General features: G+C 36.6%; 25 protein-coding genes and 2 riboswitches. Of the genes, 19 read left to right on the forward strand and 6 right to left on the reverse strand.

Annotation, left to right across the window (positions count from 1 at the left end):
• Window positions 1–7: 7 nt before the first annotated feature.
• The 9 genes from ABC255_RS00690 to hprK all read left to right on the forward strand — a co-directional run bounded on the left by ABC255_RS00690 (window position 8) and on the right by hprK (window position 8,124).
• The gene (locus ABC255_RS00690; RefSeq protein ID WP_335536613.1) at window positions 8–802 is read left to right on the forward strand and encodes an MBL fold metallo-hydrolase; all 795 of its coding nucleotides are present in this window, start codon (window positions 8–10) and stop codon (window positions 800–802) included.
• Between the two features lie 131 nt (window positions 803–933).
• Entirely contained in the window at window positions 934–2,166 is a 1,233-nt protein-coding gene (locus ABC255_RS00695; RefSeq protein WP_412990901.1) for a S1C family serine protease, read from the forward strand.
• 121 nt (window positions 2,167–2,287) lie between these two features.
• Window positions 2,288–2,446, forward strand: coding sequence for a CxxH/CxxC protein (locus ABC255_RS00700; protein ID WP_335536618.1), 159 nt, complete (start codon window positions 2,288–2,290; stop codon window positions 2,444–2,446).
• Between the two features lie 100 nt (window positions 2,447–2,546).
• Window positions 2,547–3,026, forward strand: a complete 480-nt coding sequence (gene rlmH / locus ABC255_RS00705; protein WP_412990902.1) for a 23S rRNA (pseudouridine(1915)-N(3))-methyltransferase RlmH — start codon at window positions 2,547–2,549, stop codon at window positions 3,024–3,026.
• 243 nt (window positions 3,027–3,269) lie between these two features.
• Window positions 3,270–4,181 carry an AEC family transporter gene (locus ABC255_RS00710; RefSeq protein WP_412990903.1) on the forward strand — a complete coding sequence of 304 codons (912 nt, stop codon included), beginning with the start codon at window positions 3,270–3,272 and terminating at the stop codon, window positions 4,179–4,181.
• Between the two features lie 173 nt (window positions 4,182–4,354).
• A riboswitch (Lysine riboswitch) is annotated at window positions 4,355–4,536 on the forward strand.
• Window positions 4,537–4,643: 107 nt separating this feature from the next.
• Window positions 4,644–5,480: a transporter substrate-binding domain-containing protein gene (locus ABC255_RS00715; protein ID WP_412990904.1), complete on the forward strand. Its 837-nt coding sequence runs from the start codon at window positions 4,644–4,646 to the stop codon at window positions 5,478–5,480.
• 64 nt (window positions 5,481–5,544) lie between these two features.
• Window positions 5,545–6,273 carry an amino acid ABC transporter permease gene (locus ABC255_RS00720; RefSeq protein ID WP_412990905.1) on the forward strand — a complete coding sequence of 243 codons (729 nt, stop codon included), beginning with the start codon at window positions 5,545–5,547 and terminating at the stop codon, window positions 6,271–6,273.
• 20 nt (window positions 6,274–6,293) lie between these two features.
• A complete protein-coding gene (locus tag ABC255_RS00725) occupies window positions 6,294–7,031 on the forward strand; it encodes an amino acid ABC transporter ATP-binding protein (protein WP_412990906.1) in 738 nt (245 codons plus the stop codon).
• A gap of 157 nt (window positions 7,032–7,188) precedes the next feature.
• Window positions 7,189–8,124 carry an HPr(Ser) kinase/phosphatase gene (gene hprK / locus ABC255_RS00730; protein ID WP_412990907.1) on the forward strand — a complete coding sequence of 312 codons (936 nt, stop codon included), beginning with the start codon at window positions 7,189–7,191 and terminating at the stop codon, window positions 8,122–8,124.
• Between the two features lie 115 nt (window positions 8,125–8,239).
• On the opposite strand, the gene ABC255_RS00735 is transcribed toward hprK, so the two are convergent.
• A complete protein-coding gene (locus tag ABC255_RS00735; RefSeq protein WP_412990908.1) occupies window positions 8,240–9,439 on the reverse strand; it encodes a phosphoglycerate dehydrogenase in 1,200 nt (399 codons plus the stop codon).
• 58 nt (window positions 9,440–9,497) lie between these two features.
• A riboswitch (ZMP/ZTP riboswitch) is annotated at window positions 9,498–9,576 on the reverse strand.
• A 75-nt stretch (window positions 9,577–9,651) separates the two neighbouring features.
• On the reverse strand, window positions 9,652–10,083 hold the full coding sequence (locus tag ABC255_RS00740; protein WP_412990909.1) for a MarR family winged helix-turn-helix transcriptional regulator: 432 nt from the start codon (window positions 10,081–10,083) through the stop codon (window positions 9,652–9,654).
• A 116-nt stretch (window positions 10,084–10,199) separates the two neighbouring features.
• Between ABC255_RS00740 and ABC255_RS00745 the strand changes: the two genes are divergently transcribed.
• The 5 genes from ABC255_RS00745 to ABC255_RS00765 all read left to right on the forward strand — a co-directional run bounded on the left by ABC255_RS00745 (window position 10,200) and on the right by ABC255_RS00765 (window position 16,787).
• Window positions 10,200–10,787 (forward strand): NAD(P)H-dependent oxidoreductase, encoded by a 588-nt coding sequence (locus ABC255_RS00745; RefSeq protein WP_412990910.1) that lies wholly within the window; start codon window positions 10,200–10,202, stop codon window positions 10,785–10,787.
• Between the two features lie 541 nt (window positions 10,788–11,328).
• Window positions 11,329–12,927, forward strand: a complete 1,599-nt coding sequence (locus tag ABC255_RS00750) for an acyl CoA:acetate/3-ketoacid CoA transferase (RefSeq protein WP_412990911.1) — start codon at window positions 11,329–11,331, stop codon at window positions 12,925–12,927.
• Between the two features lie 53 nt (window positions 12,928–12,980).
• A complete protein-coding gene (locus ABC255_RS00755; RefSeq protein ID WP_412990912.1) occupies window positions 12,981–14,222 on the forward strand; it encodes an L-lactate MFS transporter in 1,242 nt (413 codons plus the stop codon).
• A gap of 61 nt (window positions 14,223–14,283) precedes the next feature.
• Entirely contained in the window at window positions 14,284–15,249 is a 966-nt protein-coding gene (locus ABC255_RS00760; protein WP_412990913.1) for a DUF561 domain-containing protein, read from the forward strand.
• Between the two features lie 164 nt (window positions 15,250–15,413).
• Window positions 15,414–16,787, forward strand: coding sequence for a sigma-54 interaction domain-containing protein (locus ABC255_RS00765; protein ID WP_412990914.1), 1,374 nt, complete (start codon window positions 15,414–15,416; stop codon window positions 16,785–16,787).
• Window positions 16,788–16,869: 82 nt separating this feature from the next.
• On the opposite strand, the gene ABC255_RS00770 is transcribed toward ABC255_RS00765, so the two are convergent.
• Window positions 16,870–18,534: a peptide ABC transporter substrate-binding protein gene (locus ABC255_RS00770; protein WP_412990915.1), complete on the reverse strand. Its 1,665-nt coding sequence runs from the start codon at window positions 18,532–18,534 to the stop codon at window positions 16,870–16,872.
• Between the two features lie 296 nt (window positions 18,535–18,830).
• Between ABC255_RS00770 and ABC255_RS00775 the strand changes: the two genes are divergently transcribed.
• The 3 genes from ABC255_RS00775 to phaC all read left to right on the forward strand — a co-directional run bounded on the left by ABC255_RS00775 (window position 18,831) and on the right by phaC (window position 21,203).
• Window positions 18,831–19,235: a polyhydroxyalkanoic acid synthase subunit PhaR gene (locus ABC255_RS00775; RefSeq protein ID WP_412990916.1), complete on the forward strand. Its 405-nt coding sequence runs from the start codon at window positions 18,831–18,833 to the stop codon at window positions 19,233–19,235.
• Window positions 19,236–19,302: 67 nt separating this feature from the next.
• Window positions 19,303–20,046 carry a 3-oxoacyl-ACP reductase gene (locus ABC255_RS00780; RefSeq protein ID WP_335536774.1) on the forward strand — a complete coding sequence of 248 codons (744 nt, stop codon included), beginning with the start codon at window positions 19,303–19,305 and terminating at the stop codon, window positions 20,044–20,046.
• Window positions 20,047–20,126: 80 nt separating this feature from the next.
• Window positions 20,127–21,203, forward strand: a complete 1,077-nt coding sequence (gene phaC / locus ABC255_RS00785; protein ID WP_412990917.1) for a class III poly(R)-hydroxyalkanoic acid synthase subunit PhaC — start codon at window positions 20,127–20,129, stop codon at window positions 21,201–21,203.
• A gap of 185 nt (window positions 21,204–21,388) precedes the next feature.
• Here phaC and ABC255_RS00790 read toward each other — a convergent pair whose 3' ends face one another.
• From ABC255_RS00790 to ABC255_RS00800, 3 genes are all read right to left on the reverse strand, one after another.
• Entirely contained in the window at window positions 21,389–22,384 is a 996-nt protein-coding gene (locus ABC255_RS00790) for a LysM peptidoglycan-binding domain-containing protein (protein ID WP_412990918.1), read from the reverse strand.
• A 174-nt stretch (window positions 22,385–22,558) separates the two neighbouring features.
• Window positions 22,559–22,933 (reverse strand): VOC family protein, encoded by a 375-nt coding sequence (locus ABC255_RS00795; RefSeq protein WP_412990919.1) that lies wholly within the window; start codon window positions 22,931–22,933, stop codon window positions 22,559–22,561.
• Window positions 22,934–22,995: 62 nt separating this feature from the next.
• Window positions 22,996–23,361, reverse strand: coding sequence for a DUF3899 domain-containing protein (locus ABC255_RS00800; protein ID WP_412990920.1), 366 nt, complete (start codon window positions 23,359–23,361; stop codon window positions 22,996–22,998).
• A 336-nt stretch (window positions 23,362–23,697) separates the two neighbouring features.
• On the opposite strand from ABC255_RS00800, the gene ABC255_RS00805 reads away from it, so the two are divergent.
• Together ABC255_RS00805 and opp3b are read left to right on the forward strand one after the other, a co-directional pair.
• Complete coding sequence (locus ABC255_RS00805) at window positions 23,698–25,368, forward strand: peptide ABC transporter substrate-binding protein (protein WP_412990921.1); 1,671 nt, start codon at window positions 23,698–23,700, stop codon at window positions 25,366–25,368.
• A gap of 171 nt (window positions 25,369–25,539) precedes the next feature.
• Entirely contained in the window at window positions 25,540–26,469 is a 930-nt protein-coding gene (gene opp3b / locus ABC255_RS00810) for an oligopeptide ABC transporter permease (RefSeq protein ID WP_412990922.1), read from the forward strand.

Here is a 26,469-nt window from a genome sequence, read left to right on the forward strand (position 1 = left end):
AAATCATATGTCATTACGTTATAGCATTTTAGCGAGCGGAAGTACGGGGAATTCGCTTTATGTTGAATCAGACGAGCATTCCTTTCTAGTAGATGCCGGATTTAGCGGTAAGCAAATGGAGGCATTTTTTCAACATATAGATCGTGATATAAGTAAATTATCAGGAATATTTGTAACCCATGAACACACCGACCATATCAAAGGGATTGGCGTGTTAGCCCGTAAATATAAGCTGCCAGTTTATGCGAATGAAAATACATGGCGTGCGATGGAGCGGTTGGTTGGAGATATACCTACAGAACAAAAGATGATATTCGGTACAGAAAGTGTAAAAAGCTTTGGTGCAACAGACATTGAATCTTTTGGAGTGTCACATGATGCGGCAGAGCCCATGTTTTATGTCTTCCATCATTCGGGTAAGAAATTGGTGTTGATAACTGATACAGGCTATGTGAGCGACAGGATGAAGGGAATCATCTCCAATGCAGATGCCTATATTTTTGAGTCCAATCACGATGTCCAAATGTTAAGAATGGGAAGATATCCTTGGAATATTAAACGAAGAATTTTAAGCGACCTTGGACATGTTTCCAATGAGGATGCGGCGATTGCTATGAGTGAGGTCATCGGAGACAGTACCAAACGAGTTTACCTTGCACACTTAAGTCTCGACAACAATATGAAGGACTTAGCAAGAATGTCAGTTGCACAAACACTTCAAAGTCAGGGACTAATTGTCGGTGAGGGATTTGATCTCTATGACACAGACCCTAAAGTGCCAACTATACTAACAGCAGTATAAATCTTAGAACAAAGATACTTCCTATTAGGTATCTTTGTTCTTTTTTTTATAAAATGGTTTTGGACAGAGTATAATTGTAACTATAAGCCAAAATATTAATTAGTTGCTTATGAAAGGGAGACGTGGTGAAAATGGGTTACTATGATGATCATTCACAAGAGCGTAACCAAAAAGTGAATAGGAACAGAGGTAGTTTTTTACTTGCGAGTATTGTTGGTGCGATACTTGGAGCCATGCTAGTTGTCATTTCGATTCCGGCATTATCTAATCAAGGCTTCCTTCCCTACAATGTACAGCCTAACCAAAGCCAATCTGAGGGGACAAATGATAATAATGAGAACAATTTTATTCAACAGCAGGTGTCATACGATGTAAATAGTGATACGACAAAAGCAATTGATAAGGCTGCAGATGCAGTAGTTGGGATTAATAATATACAGACAACAAATTTTTGGAGCGATGAATCTGGAGACGACCAAGGACCAGCGGGTACAGGGTCTGGTGTCATTTATAAGAAGTCAGGAGATAAAGCTTATGTCGTAACTAATCAGCATGTGGTTGAAGGTGCTACGCAGTTAGAGGTTACCTTAAATGATGGCACGAAGATTCCTGCTAAACTTCTTGGTGGAGATGTTTGGACAGACTTAGCTGTTCTTGAAATTGACGCAGGCAAAATTAGTAAAGTTGCTGAATTTGGTGATTCAGATGCCCTAAAGATGGGGGAACCGGTAATGGCGATTGGAAATCCATTAGGTGCCACCTTCTCTGGTTCTGTCACGCAAGGGATTATTTCAGGTATTAATCGAACCATTCCGGTAGATATCAATCAAGACGGCATTATGGATTGGAACGCAGAGGTACTGCAAACAGATGCAGCCATTAATCCTGGTAACAGTGGTGGTGCCTTAATTAATATTGGGGGTCAACTGATTGGCATTAACTCGATGAAAATCGCTCAAAATGCTGTTGAAGGGATTGGACTATCAATTCCGATTAACTATGCCAGACCCATCATTAATGACTTAGAACAATATGGCGAGGTCAGACGACCATACATGGGAGTAGATTTAAAATCAGTTGCTGAAATCCCGGGTTATTATCAAGAGGAAGCTTTAAAATTACCAAAGGATATCACCTATGGAGTAGCTCTTCGTCAGGTTGTACCGAATTCACCTGCAGCACAGGCTGGATTACGAGAGCTAGATGTTATTGTAGAGATGGATGGAAAAACCATACATGACGTAATTGATCTCAGAAAGCATTTATACCAAGAAACAAAAATTGGCGACCAAATGGAGATTAAATACTATCGAGAAGGAAAGCTGCAAACGACCAAAATTACGTTAACTGAAGACAGGACTTAAAGGAAGACAGAAAGGTGTTACCTCACCTTTCTGTTTTTTTATGGTATAGTGATTGGTTGAATGAAGCTGTTTGGAAAGTAAATAATAAGGTAAATAGTGATATGATGAGGAGGCGAAAAAATTGATTTACTGCTGTGAGGAGCATGTAGATTTAGCACTAGATAACGTTGTGGATGAGTTTGAAACGTTTCCGGTTTTATCAAAAGTAGCTGGGGATAACTTATCAACAGGATGTGAATATTGCCAAAATAGAGCTGTATATATTGTGGCGAACAAATGATTCCATACAAGATGTGGATAACAAATGTGGACATGTGGATAACTTCTGTGGATAAGTTGTTTGTAAACTGTTTGTAACATAAAAAAGAGGGTTGTGGATTGTGAATATCTCAATTGTTACGGTTGGCAAATTAAAAGAGAAGTATTTAAAAATGGGAATTGACGAGTATTTAAAACGATTAAATGCGTATGCGAAAGTGGAAGTCGTTGAAGTAGCCGATGAAAAGGCACCTGAAGAATTAAGTGAGTCGGAAATGATCCAAGTAAAGCAAAAAGAGGGAGAGAGAATTCTGGCAAAAATAAGCCAGGATACATATGTAATTGCCCTAGCAATCAATGGGAAAATGCAATCTTCGGAGGAGCTTGCTGATACATTAGACAAACTTGCAACGTATGGAAAAAGTAAAATTGCCTTTATTATCGGAGGGTCATTAGGGTTAAGTGAAGAAGTATTGAAACGGGCTAACGAAAAGCTCTCTTTTTCAAAAATGACCTTCCCCCATCAATTGATGAAATTGATTCTAGTAGAGCAAATTTATCGTGCATATCGAATTAACCGAGGTGAACCGTACCATAAATAGACCATTGCTACATCATATTAGTATTTAAAAAAACTGTATCCCTAACTTATAAATAGTAATAAAATCTACTCTAGAGATAAAAGGTTGATATTTTCAAAATCAGAGATTAAAATCTAAGTAAATTTATGAATAAATAACAGACATGTATCTGGTGAAGCAGGCAGGATCTAAAACTACAATTCATAATATTGTAGTCTTAGATCTCTTTTTATTTATTACTATAAAGGTTAGGGGAATGTTCTTTTGTCTAATTTTAACGATCAATTCATCTTCTCCATTATCATTATTACGCTAGGTTATCTATTAAAACGCAAAAATATTATTAAAGAGAGTGATGGTGATGCGATATCAAGAATTGTATTCAACTTAACGCTTCCCTGCTTGATTATGATTAGCTTTAATAATATTAAGATTGATTTTTCGCTGATTTTTATAATGATTAACGGTTTTGTTTACGGTATATTTTTGGCTTTTCTAGGTTTTCTAGTTTTTAAAAAGGAAAGCAGGAGAATAAAGGGTATGATGATGATGATAGTGCCAGGCTTCAATATTGGGCTATTCGCATACCCGCTAGTAGAAGGAATTTGGGGTCAGGAAGGCATAAAATACTTTGGTATGTTTGATATGGGAAACGCCTTTATCGTTTTTGGATTAACTTATCTGATCGGAAGTTTCTATTCCTCTGATAAAAACTCATTTGAATTCAAGCAGGTTTTTTTTAAAATGTCTAGATCTATTCCCTTGTTAACCTATATATCCATTTGTACAATTAGTATAATAGGACTGCAGCTTCCCTCGGTTATCCTTGATGTGGCTGGTGTTATTTCAAAAGCTAATATGCCGTTATCACTTGTATTGCTCGGAATCTACCTGGACTTTTCTTTGGATAAAAGTTATTTCAATAAAATACTAAAATACTTGACCTTAAGATATGCTGTAGGTTTAAGCGTAGGACTCTTTTCGTTCTTTGTTCTACCTTTTGACAATATGTTTAGATACACAATCCTGTTAGCCCTTATTTTGCCTATGTCATTCTCAGCTTTAGTTTACGCAGTTCAGTTTAATTATGATAAGAAATTGATTGGGACAGTCTCAAACTTAACGATTCTAATTAGTTTTGTTTTATTGTGGGGCATTGGGAATCTGTTATTGTAAAAAAGTAATTATTGTAAATTTTGGATAATTAAAAGGGTGTTGAAGCTTATGATTTACTTAAATATCATATGTTTCAATATTGTTCAGTCAAATTGTCAGTAAAATACAAGTTGACGTATTTCGACAATATGATGTAGTATATTAATATAATTTAATAAGACCTCACTTTTTTTCAGTGAGGTAGAGGCGCGATATTTAACAGTCTTTAGTGGAGTTTGAGAAGCAATGATACTAAGGAGAAGGAAATGTCGCCGAAGTTTGTAATATTCTCTGTATTACATGCTGGGTCTGTAGTTAAGAACTGCAGGACTGTCTCAATAAACTCACCGGTTTATTGGGTTGTGCTATCTCATTTGGGATAAAAGAGGGGACTTTAGGTAACTGTGCATATTGCGGCCTGAGTTTATCTCAGGCCGTTTTTTGTTTTTAGTAAACTATTAAAAAAACAGGAGGAGAGACATCATGAAAAACAAGTTAACGATTATTATAGTTTTGTTTATTTCAACACTTCTTTTATTAACAGGATGTGGGACAAGTAAAAGTTCGGGTTCCGGATCATCAGAGGATAATACTTTTACGGTAGGACTTGAAGCTGGATATGCTCCTTTTAACTGGACTCAAAACGATGATTCCAACGGTGGGGTTAAAATTGGTGGCTCTGCAGAGTATGCAGGCGGATATGACGTGGAAATTGCTAAAAAAGTTGCTGAAGGTTTAGGTAAAGAATTAGTGATCGTCAAAACAGAGTGGGATGGCCTTGTACCAGCTTTAACATCAGGTAAAATTGACGCAATTATTGCAGGTATGTCACCAACAGCAGAACGTAAAGAAACAATTGATTTTTCGGATAACTACTATACATCCAATTTAGTGATGGTCGTGAAAAAAGGCAGCAAGTATGAAGGTGCTACATCTATCCAGGATTTCAAAGGAGCAAAAGTTACAGCTCAATTAAATACATTCCACTATTCCGTGATTGATCAAATTGAAGGAGTAGATAAGAAAACGGCGATGGATAACTTCCCAGCAATGAGAGTAGCGCTTGAATCAGGAATGATTGACGGATACGTTTCAGAGCGTCCGGAGGGTGTTAGTGCATCAGCGGCAAATGATAACTATGTAATGGTTGAATTTGAAGAAGGATTTAAAACATCAGCAGATGATACTGCAATTGCTGTCGGTCTTGAAAAAGGCAGTGACCTTACCAAGAAAATCAATGAAATTTTAGCAGGTATCTCAGAAGAGGAACGTACAGGCATTATGGATACAGCTATTAAGAATCAACCAGCAGCAAAATAATTTTAAGGAAGCCGGCTGTATGTACCTATTACAGTCGGTTTTATACAGTAAAGGAGGATAAAAGATGAGTCTTGAGTGGGTCGTTAAAATAATTTCAGAAAACTGGCCTATGTTCCTTCGTGGTGCTGGATTAACACTTTTGATTGCTCTGGTTGGGACGGTTTTAGGGGCAATAATTGGATTAATAGCGGGGGTAATTCGCACAATTCCGGTACCTGAACGTGGAGCGAAAAAAGTATTTTTAAAAGTAATTAATGTAATCCTTTCTATCTATATTGAATTCTTCCGTGGAACACCGATGATTGTACAAGCGATGGTTATTTATTATGGTTCTGCGTTAGCATTTGGTATCGATATGAATGTGTTTGTAGCGGCGATTATTGTTGTATCGATTAACACGGGAGCTTATATGGCGGAAATTGTTCGTGGCGGGATTGTTTCGATTGATAAGGGACAGTTCGAAGCAGCTCATGCGATCGGTATGACTCATATCCAAACAATGTGGAACGTGGTTTTACCACAGGTCATTCGCAATATTCTACCAGCAACAGGAAATCAGTTTGTTATTAATATTAAAGATACGTCCGTTCTCAATGTTATTTCCGTCACGGAATTATATTTTGTTACAAAATCGATATCAGGTAATAATTTCAGATACTTTGAATCATTTTTCGTGGCATGTATGATTTATTTTGTGATGACTTTTATTGTAACAAGAATATTGCTATATCTTGAAAAGAAATTAGATGGCTCAGACAACTATACAATGATTGGAAATGACAATCAAAAATAATAGGAGAAGGAGGAGAGAATATGGAAAAGATCATTGATATTCAACACTTAAACAAATCCTTTGGAACACATGAAGTATTGAAAGACATTAATTTTTCGGTGAATAAAGGAGAAGTAGTCTCCATTATCGGTTCCTCAGGGTCTGGTAAGTCAACTCTTCTTCGTTGTATTAATTTGTTAGAAAAACCAAGCGGCGGACAAATTATTTATCATGGAGAAAATATTTTAGATGATAAGCATGATGTAGCCGATTACCGCAAGCATTTAGGAATGGTGTTCCAACAATTTAACTTATTTAATAACCACAATGTTCTTAACAACTGTGTTGTAGGACAAGTAAAAGTATTAAAACGCTCCAGGGAAGAAGCGGAAAAGGTAGCGATGAAGTACTTAAAGGTTGTTGGTATGGACAAATATATTAACGCGAAGCCAAAGCAGCTATCCGGCGGCCAAAAGCAGCGTGTTGCGATTGCAAGGGCACTTTCCATGGAACCAGATGTGATGTTATTTGATGAACCAACGTCTGCTCTTGATCCAGAGATGGTAGGAGAGGTTCTAAAAGTCATGAAGGAACTCGCAGAATCTGGTCTTACGATGTTGATTGTAACGCATGAAATGGAATTCGCAAAAGAAGTATCCGATCGAGCTGTATTTATGGACAAAGGAGTTATTGCAGAAGAAGGAAGTCCAGAGCAAATCTTCAATAATCCAACGCAAGAGCGTACTAGGGAATTCCTAAAACGTACTTTAAAACAATAACTTAATTGGGAAATAAGAAATGGAGCCAGGTTGAGACTTGGCTCCATTTCTTGTGGGAATTTACTGAGTTTTGCTATCCTGCCTGTTAAATGGATGACGTTTCCAGTAAACTCAAGTATAATCTTAGAAAAAAAGGTTAATAGGACGTGAGTATAGGTTGAAAAAAGTAACAATAGAAAGCTTGGTTCAAAGGTTTTCACTGAAAGTGTTGGCTGGGGAGAACCACCTGCAGAAGATCATTACACAGCCACGAGTACATCGTCCGGGACTGGAATTTGTGGGGCATTTTGACTTTTTTCCAACAGAACAAGTTCAAATTTTAGGAAAAAAGGAAATTACCTACTTACATAAGTTAAGCAGAGAGGAACGTAAAATTCGGATTGGAAATATTGTTCACTACCATCCGCCATGTTTCATCGTAACGGCTGGCGAAGAAGGACTTACCTATTTAATTCACCATTGTACAGAGCAGGGTATCCCCTTATTAGTAACAAAACAGCCTGAGACAACTTCAGAGTTTATTCCAAAATTGGATGCATTTTTGGTGAAGGAATTAGCACCAGAGATTTCAGTTCATGGAGTTTGTATGAATGTATCAGGGATTGGTATCTTACTTCGTGGAAATTCAGGGGTAGGAAAAAGTGAGACGGCCCACACGTTAATTCGCCGCGGACACCGGCTAGTATCCGATGATATTGTTGTCCTAAAGAAACTGAGTACGCAAACCATTTTGGGTACCCATGATGGGAAAACAAAGGAATTTCTGGCGCTCCGTAGTATTGGATTGCTAAATGTGGTCCGCTTATACGGTCGTAAGGCTTTTCAGGATGAAACAAGAATTTCCCTTGATATTCATTTGACCAAGTGGGAAAAGGACGCCCTATATAATGACCTGGAACAGGAATATCATTATACCGACTATATGGGTGTTAAAATTCCCTCAATGGAAATCCAACTCCAGCCTGGACGTGACGTAGCAGGCTTAATAGAGGCAGCAGCAAATAATTGGTACTTAAAGCAACAGGGGTACAGCGCAGTAGAAGAATTCATGAGCCGTGTTGAGGCAGATATCATGAAGTCTGATAGCGATTAACCAACCGCCAGTTTAGTAGGTGCGGTGTTCTTCGTCAAAAGATATAGGCAAAAGAAATGGAGCCAGTATTAAAACCTGGCTCCAACTTTATAGAAACTTATTTATTTCTTAATATTTAAATTATACGAGCAGTTACCATACCAGAAATTTGTTTGATTTTTTCCTCTAATGTCGGTATAACATCACCATTTACTTTATTATCAATGTCAATCATCGTATATGCATATTCCCCGCGGCTTCTGTTGACCATGTCCGCAATGTTTAAATGGTAACTAGATATAGCGTTTGTAATCTGCCCGACCATGTTTGGAACATTGTGATGAAATGCCACTACTCGTTGCTTTCCTGTATAAGGAAGGTAAGCATTTGGGAAATTCACTGAGTTTTTAATGTTTCCTGTTTCTAAAAATTCCTTCACCTGACGGGCTGCCATGATTGCACAATTTTCCTCTGATTCTTGTGAAGAGGCACCTAAGTGCGGAATCGGAATTGCATTTTTCATTTTCAGCACATTTTCATTTGGGAAATCTGTAATATACGTCCCCACTTTCCCACTTTCGAGAGCTGCTGCCATGTCTGTTTCATTCACAAGCTCACCACGTGAGAAGTTTAAAATATGAACGCCTGGCTTCATTAGGCTAAAGGTTGCTTCGTTAAACATTTCTCTTGTATCCTCGGTTAACGGTACGTGTACAGTAATATAATCACATTCTGAGAACAATTGTTCAATTGTTATGGCACGCTGTACATTACGGGATAAATTCCAAGCTGTATCGACAGAGATAAACGGGTCAAACCCGATGACATCCATATCTAAATCAAGCGCATCATTCGCTACAAGCGCACCAATTGCTCCTAAACCAATGACACCTAATGTTTTTCCTTTAATTTCTTTTCCGACAAACTGTTTTTTTCCAGCTTCAACTAGCTTTGGAATTTGGTCACCCTCACCATCCAACGCTTTTGCCCAAGCAACACCGGCAAAAAGGTTGCGGGATGTAGATATTAGGGAGGTTAATACCATTTCTTTTACTGCGTTGGCATTTGCACCAGGAGTATTAAATACAACGATCCCTTGATCTGTACATCTTTCGACCGGAATATTATTTACACCTGCTCCAGCTCTTGCGATTGCTTTTAAAGTATTGCCGATTTCTACTGAGTGCATATTAAAGCTGCGAACAAGGATGGCATCTGGATTTTCACTGCCGTTGTCAATTTGAAAATTGCCCTTATTGAACACCTTTAGTCCACTTTCTGCAATATTATTAAGTGTTTTGATCGTTTTTACTTTTTCTAAAGTGATAGTGCTCATAATCTACCTCCAAATTTTTTGCTTTAATAAACAGAAAGAGGCAAGGGATATAATCCCTTACCTCTGCCCAGGCGAACGGCTGCGACACCATGTGCTCCCTCGCGGTTATCCGCGTTTCGCCAGTTACGCATGGTCTTTTTATTTGTTTTAATATTATCATAATTCTCAAAAATTTGCTACCAAAACATGCTCAATATAATGCGAACTTATGCCTAAGTATAAAATAATTTTTCTTGCAGAGTATCGATTGCACGATTTATCTCTTCTAAATCTTCTTTAGAAGCATTTTGTATACGATTTAGAAACCGAGTTTCAATTGTAGCAAATGCTTCCTTCATTACAGCTTCCCCATCTTGAGATAAATGAATATATTGTTTTCGTCGGTCTTTGCTATCACTAATCTTTTTAATTAACTTTTTTTCGCTTAACTTGCTAAGCTCACGACTAGTATTTGACATAGTCATATTTTGACAATCGTTAATTTCACTAGGGGTCACAGGTTGACTAACAGCAATAAATTCAAGGATATTATATTGAACTTGCGAAATCGAAGTTGGTTTTGCATCTTTTGTTAATTCATTTGTTACGCGATGAACGGAAGTTGTAAATGATACGAGTTTGTAAAAAAGTTCTTTTTTGTCCATTCTCTCACCTCTTAAAGACAAGATAACAAAAAGGTTATCAAAAAACAATTATCAATTGATAATTAAATATAGTGGTGTTACAATTTAGTTATCAAATGATAATTAAGAGGTGCCCTATGAAAATGTTAATTATTTTTACGTATCCTAATCATAATGGTTTAAATTATGCCTTTTTACAAAACGTTATCAAAGGCAGTAAGCAGAATCCAGCTATTAAAGAGTTACAGGTCTTAGATTTATATGAGGAGGGATTTAATCCACTTCTAGTGTTTAACAAGCAAAAACGAAGACGTGATATGCATATTGATCCTGAAATTGAAAAATATAGACAACAAATTACTTGGGCTGACAAAATTGTATTTATCTATCCTATTTGGTGGGGAAGACCTCCCGCGATGCTATTAGGATATATCGACCAATTATTTGCTTCTAATTTTGCCTATAAAGATAAGAAAGGGCTTTTTCCAGAAGGTCTCTTAAAAGGAAAGTCCGTAGTATGCGTGTCTACGATGAAGGGGCCTACTCATTATCCATTTCTATGGTTGAATAACTCACATAGGATTCTAATGAAAAGAGCCTTGTTTAATTTTGTGGGTATTAAAAAAGTAAAGTTCTTTGAATTTGGGAATATGGAAAGTCCAAAAGGGAGCCAAGTGAAAAAGCTGGAAAAAATTTATCATTACTTCAAAAAAGTAGACCATTAAGAAAAGTATCCTAAGCAAATTAGACTTTACACTTCATCAATGTACTTAATAACGGTGTAAATTTGCTAAATTAATAAAATGATCATGTGAAAAAAATTTTTTTAATTATTTTTTCTTATGATTAGCTCTAAGGAAATAGAAGGTATTCAACAAAAATGTGAACTTTATTTTTCAAACATAATTTCTGGAGATTTAAAAAATGATTGATGTTGTTTTTTTGCGACATTATAAAAATCCTTCTATATAAAAAGGCTTATCTATCTGGGAAGTTACTTTTTTTAAGAGAAAAACGGCTTCCTCTTTGATAATTAAAAGGAATCTTCCTCCCTTCTTTTTAAATTTCATAACAGAGGGAGTCGCAAAAAAACAACAGAAATCAGGTTGAATTTCAGTCATTTTAGCCTTATTGACTAGAATATTGATCTGATTTACGATGTTAGTGAAATGATTCACAAACAATTTCTTACGAGCTTGTACCAATCTAGATAAATTTTTTTAAACTAGTATGTGAAATAATTCACAAATGGGAGTGGGTAAAAAAATGTCAAAAGTAATTTCAGCTGAAAAAGCAGCAGAATTAATTAAAGATGGCGATACAATTGCAGCAAGTGGGTTTGGATTATCTTGCTGGGCAGAAGAAATGGGAATATCGATTGAAGAGCGGTTCCTACAAACCGGTCATCCTAAAAACTTAACGGTCATGCATGCAAGTGCTGTAGGGAACCGTCGTGACAAAGGTATGAGCCACTTAGGATATGAGGGATTAACGAAACGCTGGATTGGTGGAATTGCTATTGCTTCCCCAGAAATGGCAAAACTAATTGAAGAAGATAAATGTGAAGCCTATAACCTTCCACAAGGTGTAATTACTCAGCTATACCGTGAAATAGCTGCAAAACGCCCAGGTGTTATTACAAAAGTTGGTATGGGAACTTTTGTTGACCCTCGTCTTGAAGGCGGGAAAATGTCTCCATCAACAAAAGAAGATATTGTAAAAGTTATTGAAATCGAAGGAGAAGAATGGCTGTTCTATAAATCATTTCCAATCAATATTGGTTTGATTCGCGGAACAGTTGCTGACGAAAGTGGTAACTTAACGCTTGAGAAAGAAGGCCTTCATATGGAAGTCCTCCCTATTGCCCAAGCGGTTCATAACTCAGGTGGAATCGTCATTGCCCAAGTAGAGACAGTTGCTAAAAACGGCACTTTAAATCCAAAAGATATTAAAGTACCTGGTATTTTAATTGATTATATTGTGGTCGCAAAACCAGAAAATCACTACCAAACAGAAAACACATATTATAATCCTGCATTTTCTGGTCATGTAAAAGTTCCAATTGAAAATATTGATACCATCCCACTAAATGAACGTAAAATAATCGCTCGTCGTTCAGCAGCGGAACTTGTTCCAAACACTATCTTAAATCTTGGTGTAGGTATTCCAGTAGATGTAGCAACCATTGCTGCAGAAGAAGGAGTAAGCGATCAGCTTATTCTTACAACAGAGGCAGGTTCAGTCGGCGGTGTACCAGCAGGTCTGAAAGATTTTGGACATGCTTATAACTCGGAAGCCATTGTCGATCACGATGCACAATTTGATTTCTATGACGGCGGTGGAATTGATTTATCCGTTTTAGGATTGGCACAGACAGACGAATTTGGAAACGTAAATGTTAGTAAATTTGGAAATCGTGTGGCTGGTTGTGGTGGGTTTATCAATATTTCTCAAGCTGCAAAAAAACTAGTATTTGCTGGTACCTTTACAGCAGGCGGTCTAAAAATAAAAGTAGAAAATGGTAAGTTGCAAATTTTACAAGAAGGAAAAGCAAAGAAATTCTTAAAGAACGTTCAACAAATCACGTTTAGCGGTCCATATGCGACTAAAGTCAATCAACCAGTTGTATATGTAACAGAACGTGCAGTCTTTGAACTCAAAGATGGCCGGGTTACCTTAACAGAAATAGCACCTGGTATTGACTTACAGACTCAAATCATTGAACAAATGGAATTTGTTCCAGTTATCTCACCAAACTTAAGAGAAATGGATGCTGCGATGTTTTTAGAAAACTGGGGTAAGTTAAAATCTGTTATTGAAGAGAAAAATGAAAAAAATATAGAGAGTGAATTAGTGAATAGTTAATTGATAGCTTTATAGACTAAAAAGCAAATTAAGAAAAGGAAGGGTTGAATGAAATGAATGTTGAGCTGAATCGCTGGAGAATTTTAGTTGCATCAACGCTGATTAACATCTGTGTAGGAGCAATATATGCATTTAGTATTTTTGCATTACCTTTAACAAAAGTATTCGATGCAACCATGCCGGAAATTATGATGGCATTTACGATTAACGCCGCTATATCTCCTATTCCAATGATACTAGGAGGGAAATTAGTAGATAAGGGCGGTGCAAAAATCGCTATTCTCATTGGCGGTACTATGTTTGGACTTGGATTTATGTTATCCGGTTTAGTAACAGCCCCGTGGATGCTATATATTACGTATGGTGTCATCACTGGTTTAGGTCAAGGAATAGTGTATTCTGCAACCATTGGGAATTCAGTAAAACTATTCCCAGATAAAAGAGGTCTAGCTGCAGGAATTGTAACTGCAGGGTATGGCGGCGGCACGATCGTGATTGCTCCTATTGCCAATGCTTTAATTGCAAGTAACGGGGTTCAACCTACACTTATTGCTCTAGGAATAGTATTTTTAGTCATTATCTTAAGCTGTAGTTTAATGGTGAAGCCTTGTCCGGTTGGTTATATTCCACAAGGATGGACCCCACCGGCTGCTAGTACAAATAAGGGAGCCATCAACATCCCGTGGAATGAAATGGTTAAAAAACCTTTATTTTATGTGATTGCAAGCATGTTTTTAATCGGTGCTTTATCCGGAATGATGGTTACTTCAAATGCATCTATCATCGGTCAAACGATGTTTGGTTTATCAGCAGCAACTGCAGCATTATTTGTAAGTTTATACTCTCTCAGTAACTGCCTTGGACGTGTTTTCTGGGGTGCGGTATCCGATAAGATTGGTCGAACAAAATGTTTAATGGTTATTTATTTAGTCATAGCTGCCATGATGCTGACAATTGCATTATCTACTTCAGTGGTTGGATTTGCGGTGGCTATCTTCGGTATCGGTTTATGCTTCGGCGGAACAATGGGGATTTTCCCATCAATTGTTGGTGAGAAGTTTGGTATGAAATATTATGGTGTCAATTATGGAGTAACCTTTATCGGTTATTCAGGGGCAGCGTTCTTTGGACCTAGGATTGCCAATGGTGTTGCGGCTGCAAATAATGGAATGTTCACGAACGCCTTCTATATCGCTTTAGTGATTTCCTTAGTTGGATTTGCCTTAACTTTTATTTTCAAAGCAATGGAAAATAAACTATTAACAAGACAAACAAGCCCGAAAAAAGCAGCTTAATACCCTAAGGTATAAGAAAGTATCCAGGTTTACTAAATCAAAATACAGGAGGAATATTCAAATGAGTATTACAAAATTATTAGGAATTAAATATCCAATTTTTCAAGGTGGAATGGCTCAAATTGCCACCGCGCCATTAGTAGGTGCTGTAGCAAATGCCGGCGGTTTAGGAATTATTGGTTCAGGTGGATTTACGGCTGATCGTTTGCGTGAAGAAATTCAAAAAACAAAGGCGATTACAGATAAACCTTTCGCAGTTAACTTAATGTTAATGATGAAAAATATTCCGGAATTAATAGAAGTTATTCTTGAAGAAGGTGTAAAAATTGTCACAACCGGAGCAGGTACTCCAGCTCCATATATGGAAACCTTTAAAGAAAATGGTATTATCGTTATTCCGGTTGTTCCATCTGTGAAGATTGCCAAGAAGATGGAAGCTCTAGGTGTTGATGCTATTGTTGCGGAAGGAACCGAAGCTGGTGGACATGTTGGTGAAACAACAACAATGGCACTTTTACCTCAAGTAGTGAGCGCGGTTTCTATTCCGGTAATTGGTGCAGGTGGTATAGCTGATGGCCGCGGAGTTGCAGCTGCCTTTGCTTTAGGTGCACAAGGCGTTCAAGTTGGAACCCGCTTCCTAGCAACAATCGAGTGTCCTACTCACCCGAATTTTAAACAAGCAGTCATTGAGGCAGATGATACTAGTACCACAGTTACTGGCCGCAGCCTTGGTGGTCCTGTACGAAGCATAAAAAACAGCATGATTGCTGAATTCCTTAAACTTGAAAGTCAAAATGCTTCTCGTGATGAATTGGAGAAATTAAGTATGGGTTCATTACGTAAGGCCGTGTTTGAAGGAGATGCAGAACGTGGTTCCATTATGGCCGGGCAAATTTGTGGATTATGTAATGAAATAACGACAGTCGAAGAAATGATTACAAGTATGTTTAATGAAGCCGAAGAAGTACTAAATCAACTTGGAAAAATAACCATCGTTGATAGAGAAAGAGAGTTAGTATTGGTATAAGTATCTACAGCCAAACAGTGCCTTTCTAGAAGGGAACTGTTTGGTTTTTTTAATCTAAATAACGTGGAAAGTATGGAAATTCATAAAATGGACACTGTAATACAATGCTGACCCGTCTATAATGGAGAAAAAGAGATATGAGTACGCGGAGGGATTTTTGAGCTATGAAGAAAAAATCAATTAAACTTTCTGCAGATAAAAATATGAATGACCTCCCTTCAACTTTATTTGTAACGGATGCAGAGGGGAATATATTAATTTCGAATGAGTTTACAGCGTTGACTCTCGGAATTCCATTAGAAGAGTTAATAAAGTCCAATGTTAATGATTTGGTGAAAGCTGGCTATTACAATCATTCTATTACAATGGAAGCAATCCAAAGTAAGCAGAAAGTCAGCCGGATCGTGAATACGAATAGAGGATTTAGTGTTCGGTCAACATCCATTCCGATTCTGAACAAAGCTGGTGAGATTCAGCTTGTAGTCACAACATCGATTGAAAATAAAGAAAAATCTCCTGTTTTTGAGGTAAACGATTTAGAGTATGAACAATTTGTCAAAAAAGAGGAAACAATGGAAATCGGGAAGGATATAGGGATTGTTGCCGAAAGTATTGCCATGAAGCAGATTGTTAAAGTATGTAATCAAATAGCTTCTTATGATACGAAAGTGTTAATCTATGGTGAGTCCGGAACGGGTAAAGAAGTTATAGCTAAATATATACATCAAAAAGGCGATCATCGGAAGGGTCCGTTTGTTACCATTAATTGTGCGGCAATCCCTCCTTCTTTTTTTGAATATGAATTGTTTGGATATGAAAAAGGAGCATTTGCTGGAGCGGAAGAAGATAAAATAGGCTTGATTGAGGCTGCCAATGACGGGGTTTTATTTTTAGATGAGATTGCCGAAATGCCGTTGAATTTTCAAGCTAAATTATTACGGGTGATTGAGAACAACGAAGTGAAAAGAGTTGGTGGAATCCGAAATATCCCAATCAATTCCCGGATTATTACCGCCACTAACCGAGATCTATGGAATATGGTGAAAAAAGGGTTATTTCGCGAAGATTTATATTATCGGATAAATGTCATTCCTATCCATATTCCGCCGCTTCGCAATCGAAAGTTAGATCTTGTTGGGTTAATTTCATATTTTATCTCTCAATTTAATCAAAAGTATGGTAAGGATTTTGTTCTAAGTGCTGAAGAGTTTCAAAAAATGCTTTGGCAAGACTGGCCTGGAAATGCAAGAGAATTAAGAAATTACTTGGAGCGGTTGGTAATAACCGAGCATGTTTACATGAAACAACATCTAGAAGGAAATGTTACCGATTGGTTTACAATTGATTACTTTATCCAGAGTAATTTGGAGAAGTTTTCCAAATTAAAAGACTTTACAGCGATTGCAGAGGGAAGGTACATTAAACAAGTACTTGAATCGTGTCACGGTAATGGAACAGAAGCAGCAAAAAAACTTGGTGTTGATAGATCCGTTATTTATAGAAAATTAAAGAAAATGGAACAGGTACTAGAGGAATAGAAAAGTAAAAAAAGAAGTATAAGATAGAAGAGGGAGAAATACCAATTGGCATTTCTCCCTCTTTATTTATTCTGTTAAGATTTTACTCTTCTCCTACATCTGCCCATTTATATTCGTATGTTGCACCAAATGGGTTCACGAACACACCTTGAATTCTAGGAGAAACTAATTGTGCTCTTGAAGCCTGGTAAACTGGAGCAATTACTGCATCTTCAAATAGCAATTTTTCAGCCTCTAAGAAGTTTTTATAGCGTGCTTTATTATCTGTAGCAAATGTTGTAGCTGTTTCACTAACCAACTTGTCATATTCCGCACTAGAATATCCAGTCATATTGTTACCGCCATCTGTAATCCATAAGTTCATGTAAGTAAATGGATCAAGGAAGTCAGGGCCCCATCTAGTAAGCTGAAGTTGATAATCCATACTTTTATCTAAATCAAGACGTTGCTTTTTAGGAATTTGTTTAATGTTGATCTTTAATCCTTCTAAATTTGTTGAAAGTTGGTTTGCAACGTATTCAACTAAGTTTTTAGTGGTCTTGTCATCATCTGCAAGGAACTCAAGTTCAACGGAGTCAGTTCCTAACTCTTCCAATCCCTTTGCCCAGAACTCCTTTGCTTTCTCGAGGTCATACGTAACAAGATCTCCACTTACTTTACGGAAATCCTCACCTGTTTCAGGCATAGGTGTAAAGTCTTTCGGAACCAAGCCATTTGCAGCGATGGAGCCGTTGTTTAAAATCTCTCCTACTAACGCTTCTTTGTCAAAAGCTCTGCTAAGGGCTGCACGAATATTTTTATTTGCTAATGCTTCTGACTTTGTTTGATTAAATTTTAAGAAATAAACAAATGTATCTGCTGAAACTAAATAATCATCACTAGTAGAATATTGGTCAACTAGGTCGGATGTTAGATCCATACGGTCAACCGTACCTTCTTCATATAAATCTAAAGCAGTTTGTGGGTCTTTTACAACTTTAAATGTCAGTTTATCCATTTTTACTGTTTTTGCGTCCCAGTAATCTTTATTCTTCACTAGCTCCCAAGAGTCGCTTGTACTAGACCAATTGGACATGGTATAAGGACCGTTTGCTAATAGGTTTTCTGTACTAGTAGCGAAACTATCTCCCTTTTCTTCGACAAACTTTTTATTTAATGGAAGGAATGTTCCAAATGTAGTTAATGTTTCAAAGTATGGTGTTGGGTTTTCTAATTGAACAACAAGAGTATAATCACCTTCTGCTTTTACTCCTAGCTCTTCAACTGCTAGTTCACCATTGCTAATTGCAGCAGCATTTTTGATTACACCATTCATCATATACGGACCGTATTCGGAAGTAGTTTCAGGATTAACAGCACGCTGCCACGAATACACGAAATCATGAGCTGTTACTGGGTCTCCGTTTGACCATTTAGCGTCTTCTCTTAATGTAAAGGTCCAAGTCAGACCATCATCACTTACTTTATGCTCGGTAGCAATTCCAGGTGTGGTTTGCGTTTTTTCATCTAAACGGTATAAACCTTCCATTGTTGCAGCTAAATAGATAAAGGAAGACTCATCTGTAGCTAACGATGGATCCATAGAAGGAATCGCTTCTGGGTTTATAAAGTTGAGTACTTTTTCGCCCGTTTCCTCCTCTTTTGTATCTGTACTTGCAGGTTCCTTCGACTCATCGCCGGAACACGCTGCTAGTACACTTAGCAACAAACCAAATGTTAACAGCAATAACCAATGTTTGACCTTCATTCGTTTTTCCCCCTAAATAGAAATTGAGTCTGAATATTATATATATATTGAAAATTTAGACTCTAAAACTGATTATACTAATTTACTTGTTTACTTGTAAAGTTTTTGGTAATTAGTAGTTGAATTAATCACTTTTATAAATGTAACGATTGACCGTTAGAACTATTGCAAAAAAGAAGGAAATTTGTCAATAAATGAAGAAAAGTATTTCGATAATTTTCAATATTTAATCTTTAATTATTCCCATATAGTTAGTATGATGAATACGACAACAAAGTAAAAGGGAGGAAAATAACATGAATCAAGGCTTTAACTTTTATGATATGTGGAAGGATCATTATTCCCAAACCAGTAAATTATTTGATGAAAAAATCAGCGAGGATTTCCCATCTGAAGGGATGGGGCAGATCTTGGAGATGAATCTTCAATTTAAAAAAATGATTGATGAATCAACATTAAAGTACCTAGAGTTTATGAATGTCCCATCTCGTAATGACATTGCTAACATTTCCTCATTGATTGTGAATGTGGATGCAAAGGTTGATGATTTAGAGGAAAAATTAGAAGAAAAGTTTGATCAGGATGGTACCCGGGAATCCTTTAGTAAGGAATTGTCGAATTTAAAAAAGGATATGAAGAGCTTAGATAATAAATTGAATCAAATTCTTACATTGTTAAAATCTCAGGAAGTAAAAAAGTAGAAACACATTACCTATTGATAGAAAAAAAGAAGGTCTTTAAAAAAATATACTAGAGAGGGTGGAAAGAATGACAAGTTTAAAGGATAAAGTAGCAATCGTAACAGGAGGAAGCAGAGGAATCGGTGCAGCGATTGCATTGGAATTGGCGAAAAATGGCGCGAAGGTTGTCATCAACTATAATATTCGCAAAGAACTAGCCGATAAGGTTGTCGCAGAAATAAATGAATTTGGCGGAGAGGCATACGCAGTTCAAGCGGATGTATCAGAAAGTAATGAAGCTACATACCTTGTACATGAAACGATTAAGCATTATGGCAAATTAGATATCTTGATTAATAATGCAGGGATTACGAGAGACAGCACGTTTAAAAAGTTAAACGAAGAAGATTGGAGAAAAGTAATTGATGTTAATTTAAACAGTGTTTACAACAATACATCTGCAGCTTTACCTTACCTTCTTGAATCAGATGCAGGGCGAATTATTAACATTTCATCTATTATTGGACAAGCTGGTGGATTTGGTCAAACGAACTATGCAGCAGCAAAAGCAGGTCTAATTGGTTATACTAAATCTCTTGCTCTTGAATTGGCTAAAAGTAATGTAACCGTTAATGCAATTTGCCCAGGATTTATTGGAACTGAAATGGTCCAAGCGATTCCTGAAAAGGTTCTTGCAGGAATTGTCGAAAAGGTCCCTCAAAAACGTCTGGGTAAACCAGAGGAAATCGCTCGTGGTGTTGTATTCCTTTGCAAAGATGGTGACTATATTACGGGTCAGCAATTAAATATTAACGGTGGACTTTACATGTAAGTGTCATGAAGGTTCGGATTTATTAATAAATTGATAGAGTAAATAAATCATGTAAGGAGTGAACCGTCATTAGCGTACTTATGCCAACAGATTTGAATGAGTTAATCGAATTTACGCCGCAACAATATAAAGAGATGTTTCAACGTGCAATAAGGGCAAATCAAGTGCTAACCACCGATGCCGAACCGGAAGTAGCACCTACACCTAAAGAACTTATTTGGACAAGAAATAAAACAAAGCTTTATCGGTACCTATCGGAAAATCCAAAAAAACATAAAATTCCTCTTCTTTTGGTTTATGCACTCATTAATAAGCCATATGTATTAGATTTAACAAAGGGCGGCAGTTTAGTAGAATACTTGGTTAATCGCGGGTTTGATGTCTACCTTCTTGACTGGGGTGAGCCAGGTTACGAAGATCGAAATATGAAACTAGATGATTACATTATGGACTACATACCACGTGCAGTTCGTAAGGTACTGAGAAAATCAAATGTTGACGAAGTTTCAATCCTGGGTTATTGCATGGGGGGAACAATGACGTCTATATTCGCAGCGCTTCATCCAGAATTGCCAATTCGCAATCTTATCTTTATGACAAGTCCTTTTGATTTTGAAAAGACAGGCTCTTATGGGGCTATGTTAGATGAACGCTATTTTAATATTGATAAAGTAGTAGATACCTTAGGTGTTATCCCACCTGAAATGATTGACTTTGGGAACAAAATGATCAATCCAATGGCGACAAACTATGGACCTTTTATTAGTCTTTATGAACGTGCCGATAATGAAAATTTTATAAAGAGCTATAAATTATTGCAAAAATGGTTAAACGACGGTATCCAATTCCCTGGTGAAGCATATCGTCAGTGGATTAGAGACTTTTATCAAAATAACAAATTGATAAAAGGAGAAATGGTTATTCGCGGTAAGAAGGTCAACCTTGAAAATATTAAAGCGAATGTACTCAATTTAGCGGGTAAAAATGACCTTATTGCCCAGCCGCATCAAGTAGAAGCATTGATGAACGCCATTTCCAGTGAAGATAAAGAATATAGATGTTTACCAGTTGGGCATACATCGATTACATTTGGCAGTCAAGCTGTAAAAATAACATATCCAACTATCGCCGACTGGCTGGAGGAACGATCCAACTAAAAGTCTGGTGAATGAGGCAGTGTCCCAAGATGTCGTTGGGGCACTCTTTTTTATGTATTATATAATCAAGGAAAACAAAGTAGAGACAGTGGTAAAGATAATTATATTAAATATTCAGAAAGTAGACAAGAGTAAAAAATAAAAAGGTCATATTTTTCCTAAAACTAAAAACACTCTCGCATTCATTATTGCATGGTTTCTAAAATCTCCTCCATCTTATCTGATATAAGCGGATAAAAATGGGTTTTAGCACTAGTCGTAGAATTACCCCCGAAAAATCCAGTACCTGGACAAGATTTAACATTGTAACTTGCTGTGGCATCTAATACTCGTTCTTTCGTTTTTATATGCCACCAATGATGGTACGTTATACTATCAATCGAAGGTGTCAACCCGAACTTAATACACAACAATGCGTTGATATAAATGATTGTTTCCTGTTGTTCCTTTGTCATCATATCATGCCCAATATCAAAGTTACCAACATGTTCGATAGCGATCCCCACAGAATTGGCTTTTGGGCCGATTGTTCCTTCGGGAATGATGTTCAGCGGTCTTGAGACTGCTATTTTTCCATCTGGAAAGGTAGTAATATTTTGGGCAATGTTCTTCCAGCCCATTGTTTTCTTATGATGATTTTCCATCCCCATCAACATTCGAAAATGATTAGAACCATTAAAGTTTTTATAGGAAGGCATCCATGTATGGTGCTGTTGGATTAATCTTATTTCTCGATTAACATGCGTGTTAAATAACCATTCCTTAAATTCCTCTTTCGTCATGAGGATATGCTGTCCCTGCATGGTTAGTTTTTTAGGAGTTACCTTTAATACCTGACCAGCATAAAGTTGCTCTGAGGTAAGCCCATTTACTGCTTTGATCGTCTCGACGGAGGCATGAAAAGCGGAGGAGATATCCACTAATGTATCCCCTGATCTTACTTCATACATAATCGGAACCCATAACTTCTGCCCTGCAATCAATACATCAGACTGCAAGCCATTGGTATATTTTAGTTCTTCTATTGAAATACTATATTTGTTCGCAATAACAGGCAGGCTGTCCCCCGCTTTTACTACGTACATATTACTGGGTTTAAACTCAGCTGCAAGGACATGAGGCTCTGTTAGGAATATCAAACAGAAAATAATTGCAAAAATAAGTACGAGTTTCTTCCTCATTACTATTACCCCTTTATAACGTTTATGTATAGTGTGCAGAACTGCAATGAGATTATGCTAAGTAATTACTCATTTCAGTTGTAAGGGTATCTTTATATAATGGGCAGGTATTAAGAGGAAGGTTTAAAAATTGAAAAGAGACTGTAGCATTAGTACAGTCTCTTTGGTAATTAACTAAATATCAAATTCGCTCATTAATGCATGAGTATTATCTTCACTATCTTTAAAAAATGCCATCCATGTTTCGGTTTGCCCCATTTTTGCTATGAGATGTGGTTCATCAATAAAGATAACCTCTTTATTTAGTAAATCCTCATAAGCCTCTTTTATGTTTGCAACTTGAAAGTAGATAATACTTGAATGAGAAAATTCCTCTGTCTCAGGAACACTTAACAAAAGTCGAAGTCCGTTACAATCAAAAAATGCTAAACCGTTTGAAGTAAATAGTAGTGGCAGCCCAAGCTTTTCTTTATAAAAATTTACTGCTTGGTCTAAGTTTTTTACAGGAACAGCAATCTGACCAACTTTTTGAATCTCAGTTTTCCCCATTAGTAACTGCTCCCTTATATAAGATAAACTCAATATTCTGATAAGTTAAGTATAACCATATTTTAAAATGTATAGTAAATAACAAGTAAAATGATAAGGAGGACAAGGATTGAAATGGCTTGGAATTTAAGACGTTGATAGAGTGAAGCGTTAAATTTTTCCGAAGGCAGTGGTTTATCACGCCACTCTTCTAAATAATCGTTCCGTTTAAACATAAGACTATTAAATCTTCTAAATCCGAAGGTAACACCGTCAAAAAAACCACCTCTAGTGGTGTACATTATTAAAACGGTGATAAGATAAAAAAAGCAAAGATAGAAAACTGAATTTATTAGGTTCAGGAGATTATATTCTGATGAAAAAATAAAAAAGATCAAAAGGATAATTAAAAGATTAAGTAATAAAAACTTCCATTTATTTTTAAACATTTATTTTCACCTTATCTTTATAATATTATTTTAAACATGTAATAAAGAATAAGGGTATTTTAACCTAATACGCTGACAAAGTATACTTTATCCAATTTCTCCTAAAAATTAAGAAAGCGCATTCCAATTTTAGAATAATTTTTTTGTTAAATAATCTGACAAAAAGTATTGGTATATCAACTGTAATATTGTTGTAATCTATAATGATATAATAATTTTTTGACTCTTTTATATATTTAGTCTTTACAAGAGTAGTAGAAATTTAGTATGATTTCATTAGCTTCTTTTTTAAGAGCGAATTGACAGAAAAATAAAACAATAGGAGGTCATTTTTTCATGAAGAAAAAGTATGCATGGCTTTTAGCCCTTAGCTTAGTGCTAAGCATGTTTTTAGCAGCATGTTCAGGCGGCGGCGACAAAGAAACAGCTGATGATTCCAAAGATACAGCTGATGCGCCAAAAGTTGATCAAGTATTACACTTTATTAACGGGGATACAATCCCTTCAATGGACCCTGGTATGGTAACAGATGAATACGGTATCCAATTCACGGCTGCTATCATGGAAGGTTTATACCGTCTTGATGAAAAAGGAAAACCAACTGAAGGTATTGCTACTAAGCACGAAGTAAGTGAAGACGGTAAAACTTGGACTTTCACTTTACGTGAAGATGCAAAATGGGAAAATGGTGACCCTGTAACAGCTAACGACTTCGTATTTGCTTGGCGTCGTGCAGTAGACCCAAATCAAGGATCTGAATATGGTCCATACATGATGGGCGGCGTTATCAAAAACGCAACTGCTGTTAACAAAGGTGAAGTTCCTGTAGATCAATTAGGTGTTAAAGCTGATGGCGATTTCAAACTAGTTGTTGAACTTGAAAATGCAACTCCTTATTTTGAATCTTTAACAACTTTCCCAACTTTCTTCCCATTAAATGAGAAGTTTGTTACGGAAAAAGGTGACACATATGCAACCAGCGCTGATACATTATTATCTAACGGACCATTCAAGTTCTCTAACTGGACTAGTACTGCTCAAGAGTGGGAATTAGTTAAGAACGAAACTTACTGGGATGCAAAAACTGTTAAGTTAGAAAAAATGACTTATGTAGTAGTTAAAGAAGCTCAAACAGCTGTTGACTTATATGAAAAAGGTGAAGTTGACCGTGCAGGTTTATCTTCTGACTTAGTTGACCAATACTCAACACATGATGATTACACAGTAGAACCTGATAATTCAGTATTCTATATTAAGATGAACCAAACAAAAAACCCAGCTCTTGCTAACGTAAACGTACGTAATGCAATTGCTAGAGCATTTGATAAGCAAGCATTAGTAGATGAAATCTTAAACAACGGTTCTATCGTTGCTAATGGTTTAGTGCCAAAAGATTTCGTTCCAACTCCAGATGGTAAAGACTTCCGCGAAGTTAGTGGAGATCTTATGAAATTTGATAAAGCAGAAGCAAAGAAATACTGGGATAAGGCTTTAGCTGAACTAGGAACTGATTCAGTTGAAATCGAATTCCTAGGCGGCGACAACGAAGTTTCTAAAATGATGAACCAATATCTTGCAAACCAATTATCAACTAACCTACCTGGTTTAAAAGTTACTTTAAAAGAAGTACCATTTGAACAACGTCTAGAATTAGACACAGCTATGGATTATGATATGCAGTTTGCTGGATGGGGACCTGACTTCCTAGATCCATATACCTTTATGAATCTTTGGTTAACTGATGGTGGAAACAACCAAATGGGCTACTCTAACCCAGAATATGATAAGTTAGTAAATGAAACTGCAACTACTTTAGCTCTAGATCCAGAAGCACGTTTTGACAACTTCTTAAAAGCAGAAAAAATCTTATTTGAAGATGCAGCAATCGCTCCAGTATATCAAAGAGCAGGCGCTTTGTTAGTATCTCCAAAAGTTCAAGGTGTGTTTACAAACCAATTCGGAGCAACTTACGAGTACAAATGGGCTAGCGTTGGTGCTGAAGAATAATAATCAGTAAAAAATAGTATAAGTTTTACTATTTATAAAAATTGAAGGGAGTGTATGCATTTTATGCATATACTCTCTTTCGGCTTCTGAACATGAATATTCCGATTATAACAAAAATTTATAATCGACTTGATATAACATATAATAAAGAGAAATTTAGGAGGTGCAAACATGACTCGATATTTACTCCGTCGCGTATGGTATATGTTAATAACATTATTTATTATTGCGACTTTCTCGTTCTTCCTTATGAAAATATTGCCGGGTAGCCCGTTAAAGGCAGAAGATAAATTGAGTGAAGAACAAAAACAAATTATTTTAAATAAGTATGGGTTAAATGAACCAATTCCAGTTCAATACGCAAAATATCTAGGTGGACTTGTGAAAGGTGATTTGGGCGTATCGTTTAAGTTTGACAATACACCAGTTACAACTATCTTAATGGATAGAATCGGGCCATCTGCACTATTAGGCTTTCAAGCATTGGTAGTAGGATCTGTCTTGGGAATAATCCTTGGATTATTAGCTTCTATCTTCAGGAATAGTCCGATTGATTTTTCATCTACTATTATCGCAGTTATAGGAACGTCGATACCTTCGTTTGTATTTGCAGGATTATTACAATATGTATTTGCTGTAAAATTAGGCTGGTTCCCTGTGGCTTTATGGGGCACATCTGCACATACCATTTTGCCAACGATTGCTTTGGCCATTCACCCGATGGCAACAGCTGCACGTTTTACAAGAACTGAAATGGTTGAAGTGTTACATTCAAATTACATCATCACCGCGCGCGCGAAAGGTGTTTCTGAAACCGGAATTATTTTAAAACATGGATTACGAAATGCACTTATTCCGTTAATTACCGTATTGGGCCCAATGGCAGTTGGATTGATGACAGGTTCAATGGTTATTGAACAAATCTTTGCAATTCCTGGTATTGGTGAGCAATTCGTTACATCTGTTATGGTAAATGATTACCCAACGATTATGGGTACAACATTGTTATTTGCTTTCGGCTTTATAGTGATTATCTTAATCATTGACCTCCTATACGGATTAATTGATCCTAGGATTAGACTTGCAGGAGGAAATAAATAA

This window comes from Neobacillus canaveralius, assembly GCF_047237705.1.
Classification (GTDB): Bacteria; Bacillota; Bacilli; order Bacillales; family Cytobacillaceae; genus Neobacillus; species Neobacillus niacini_K.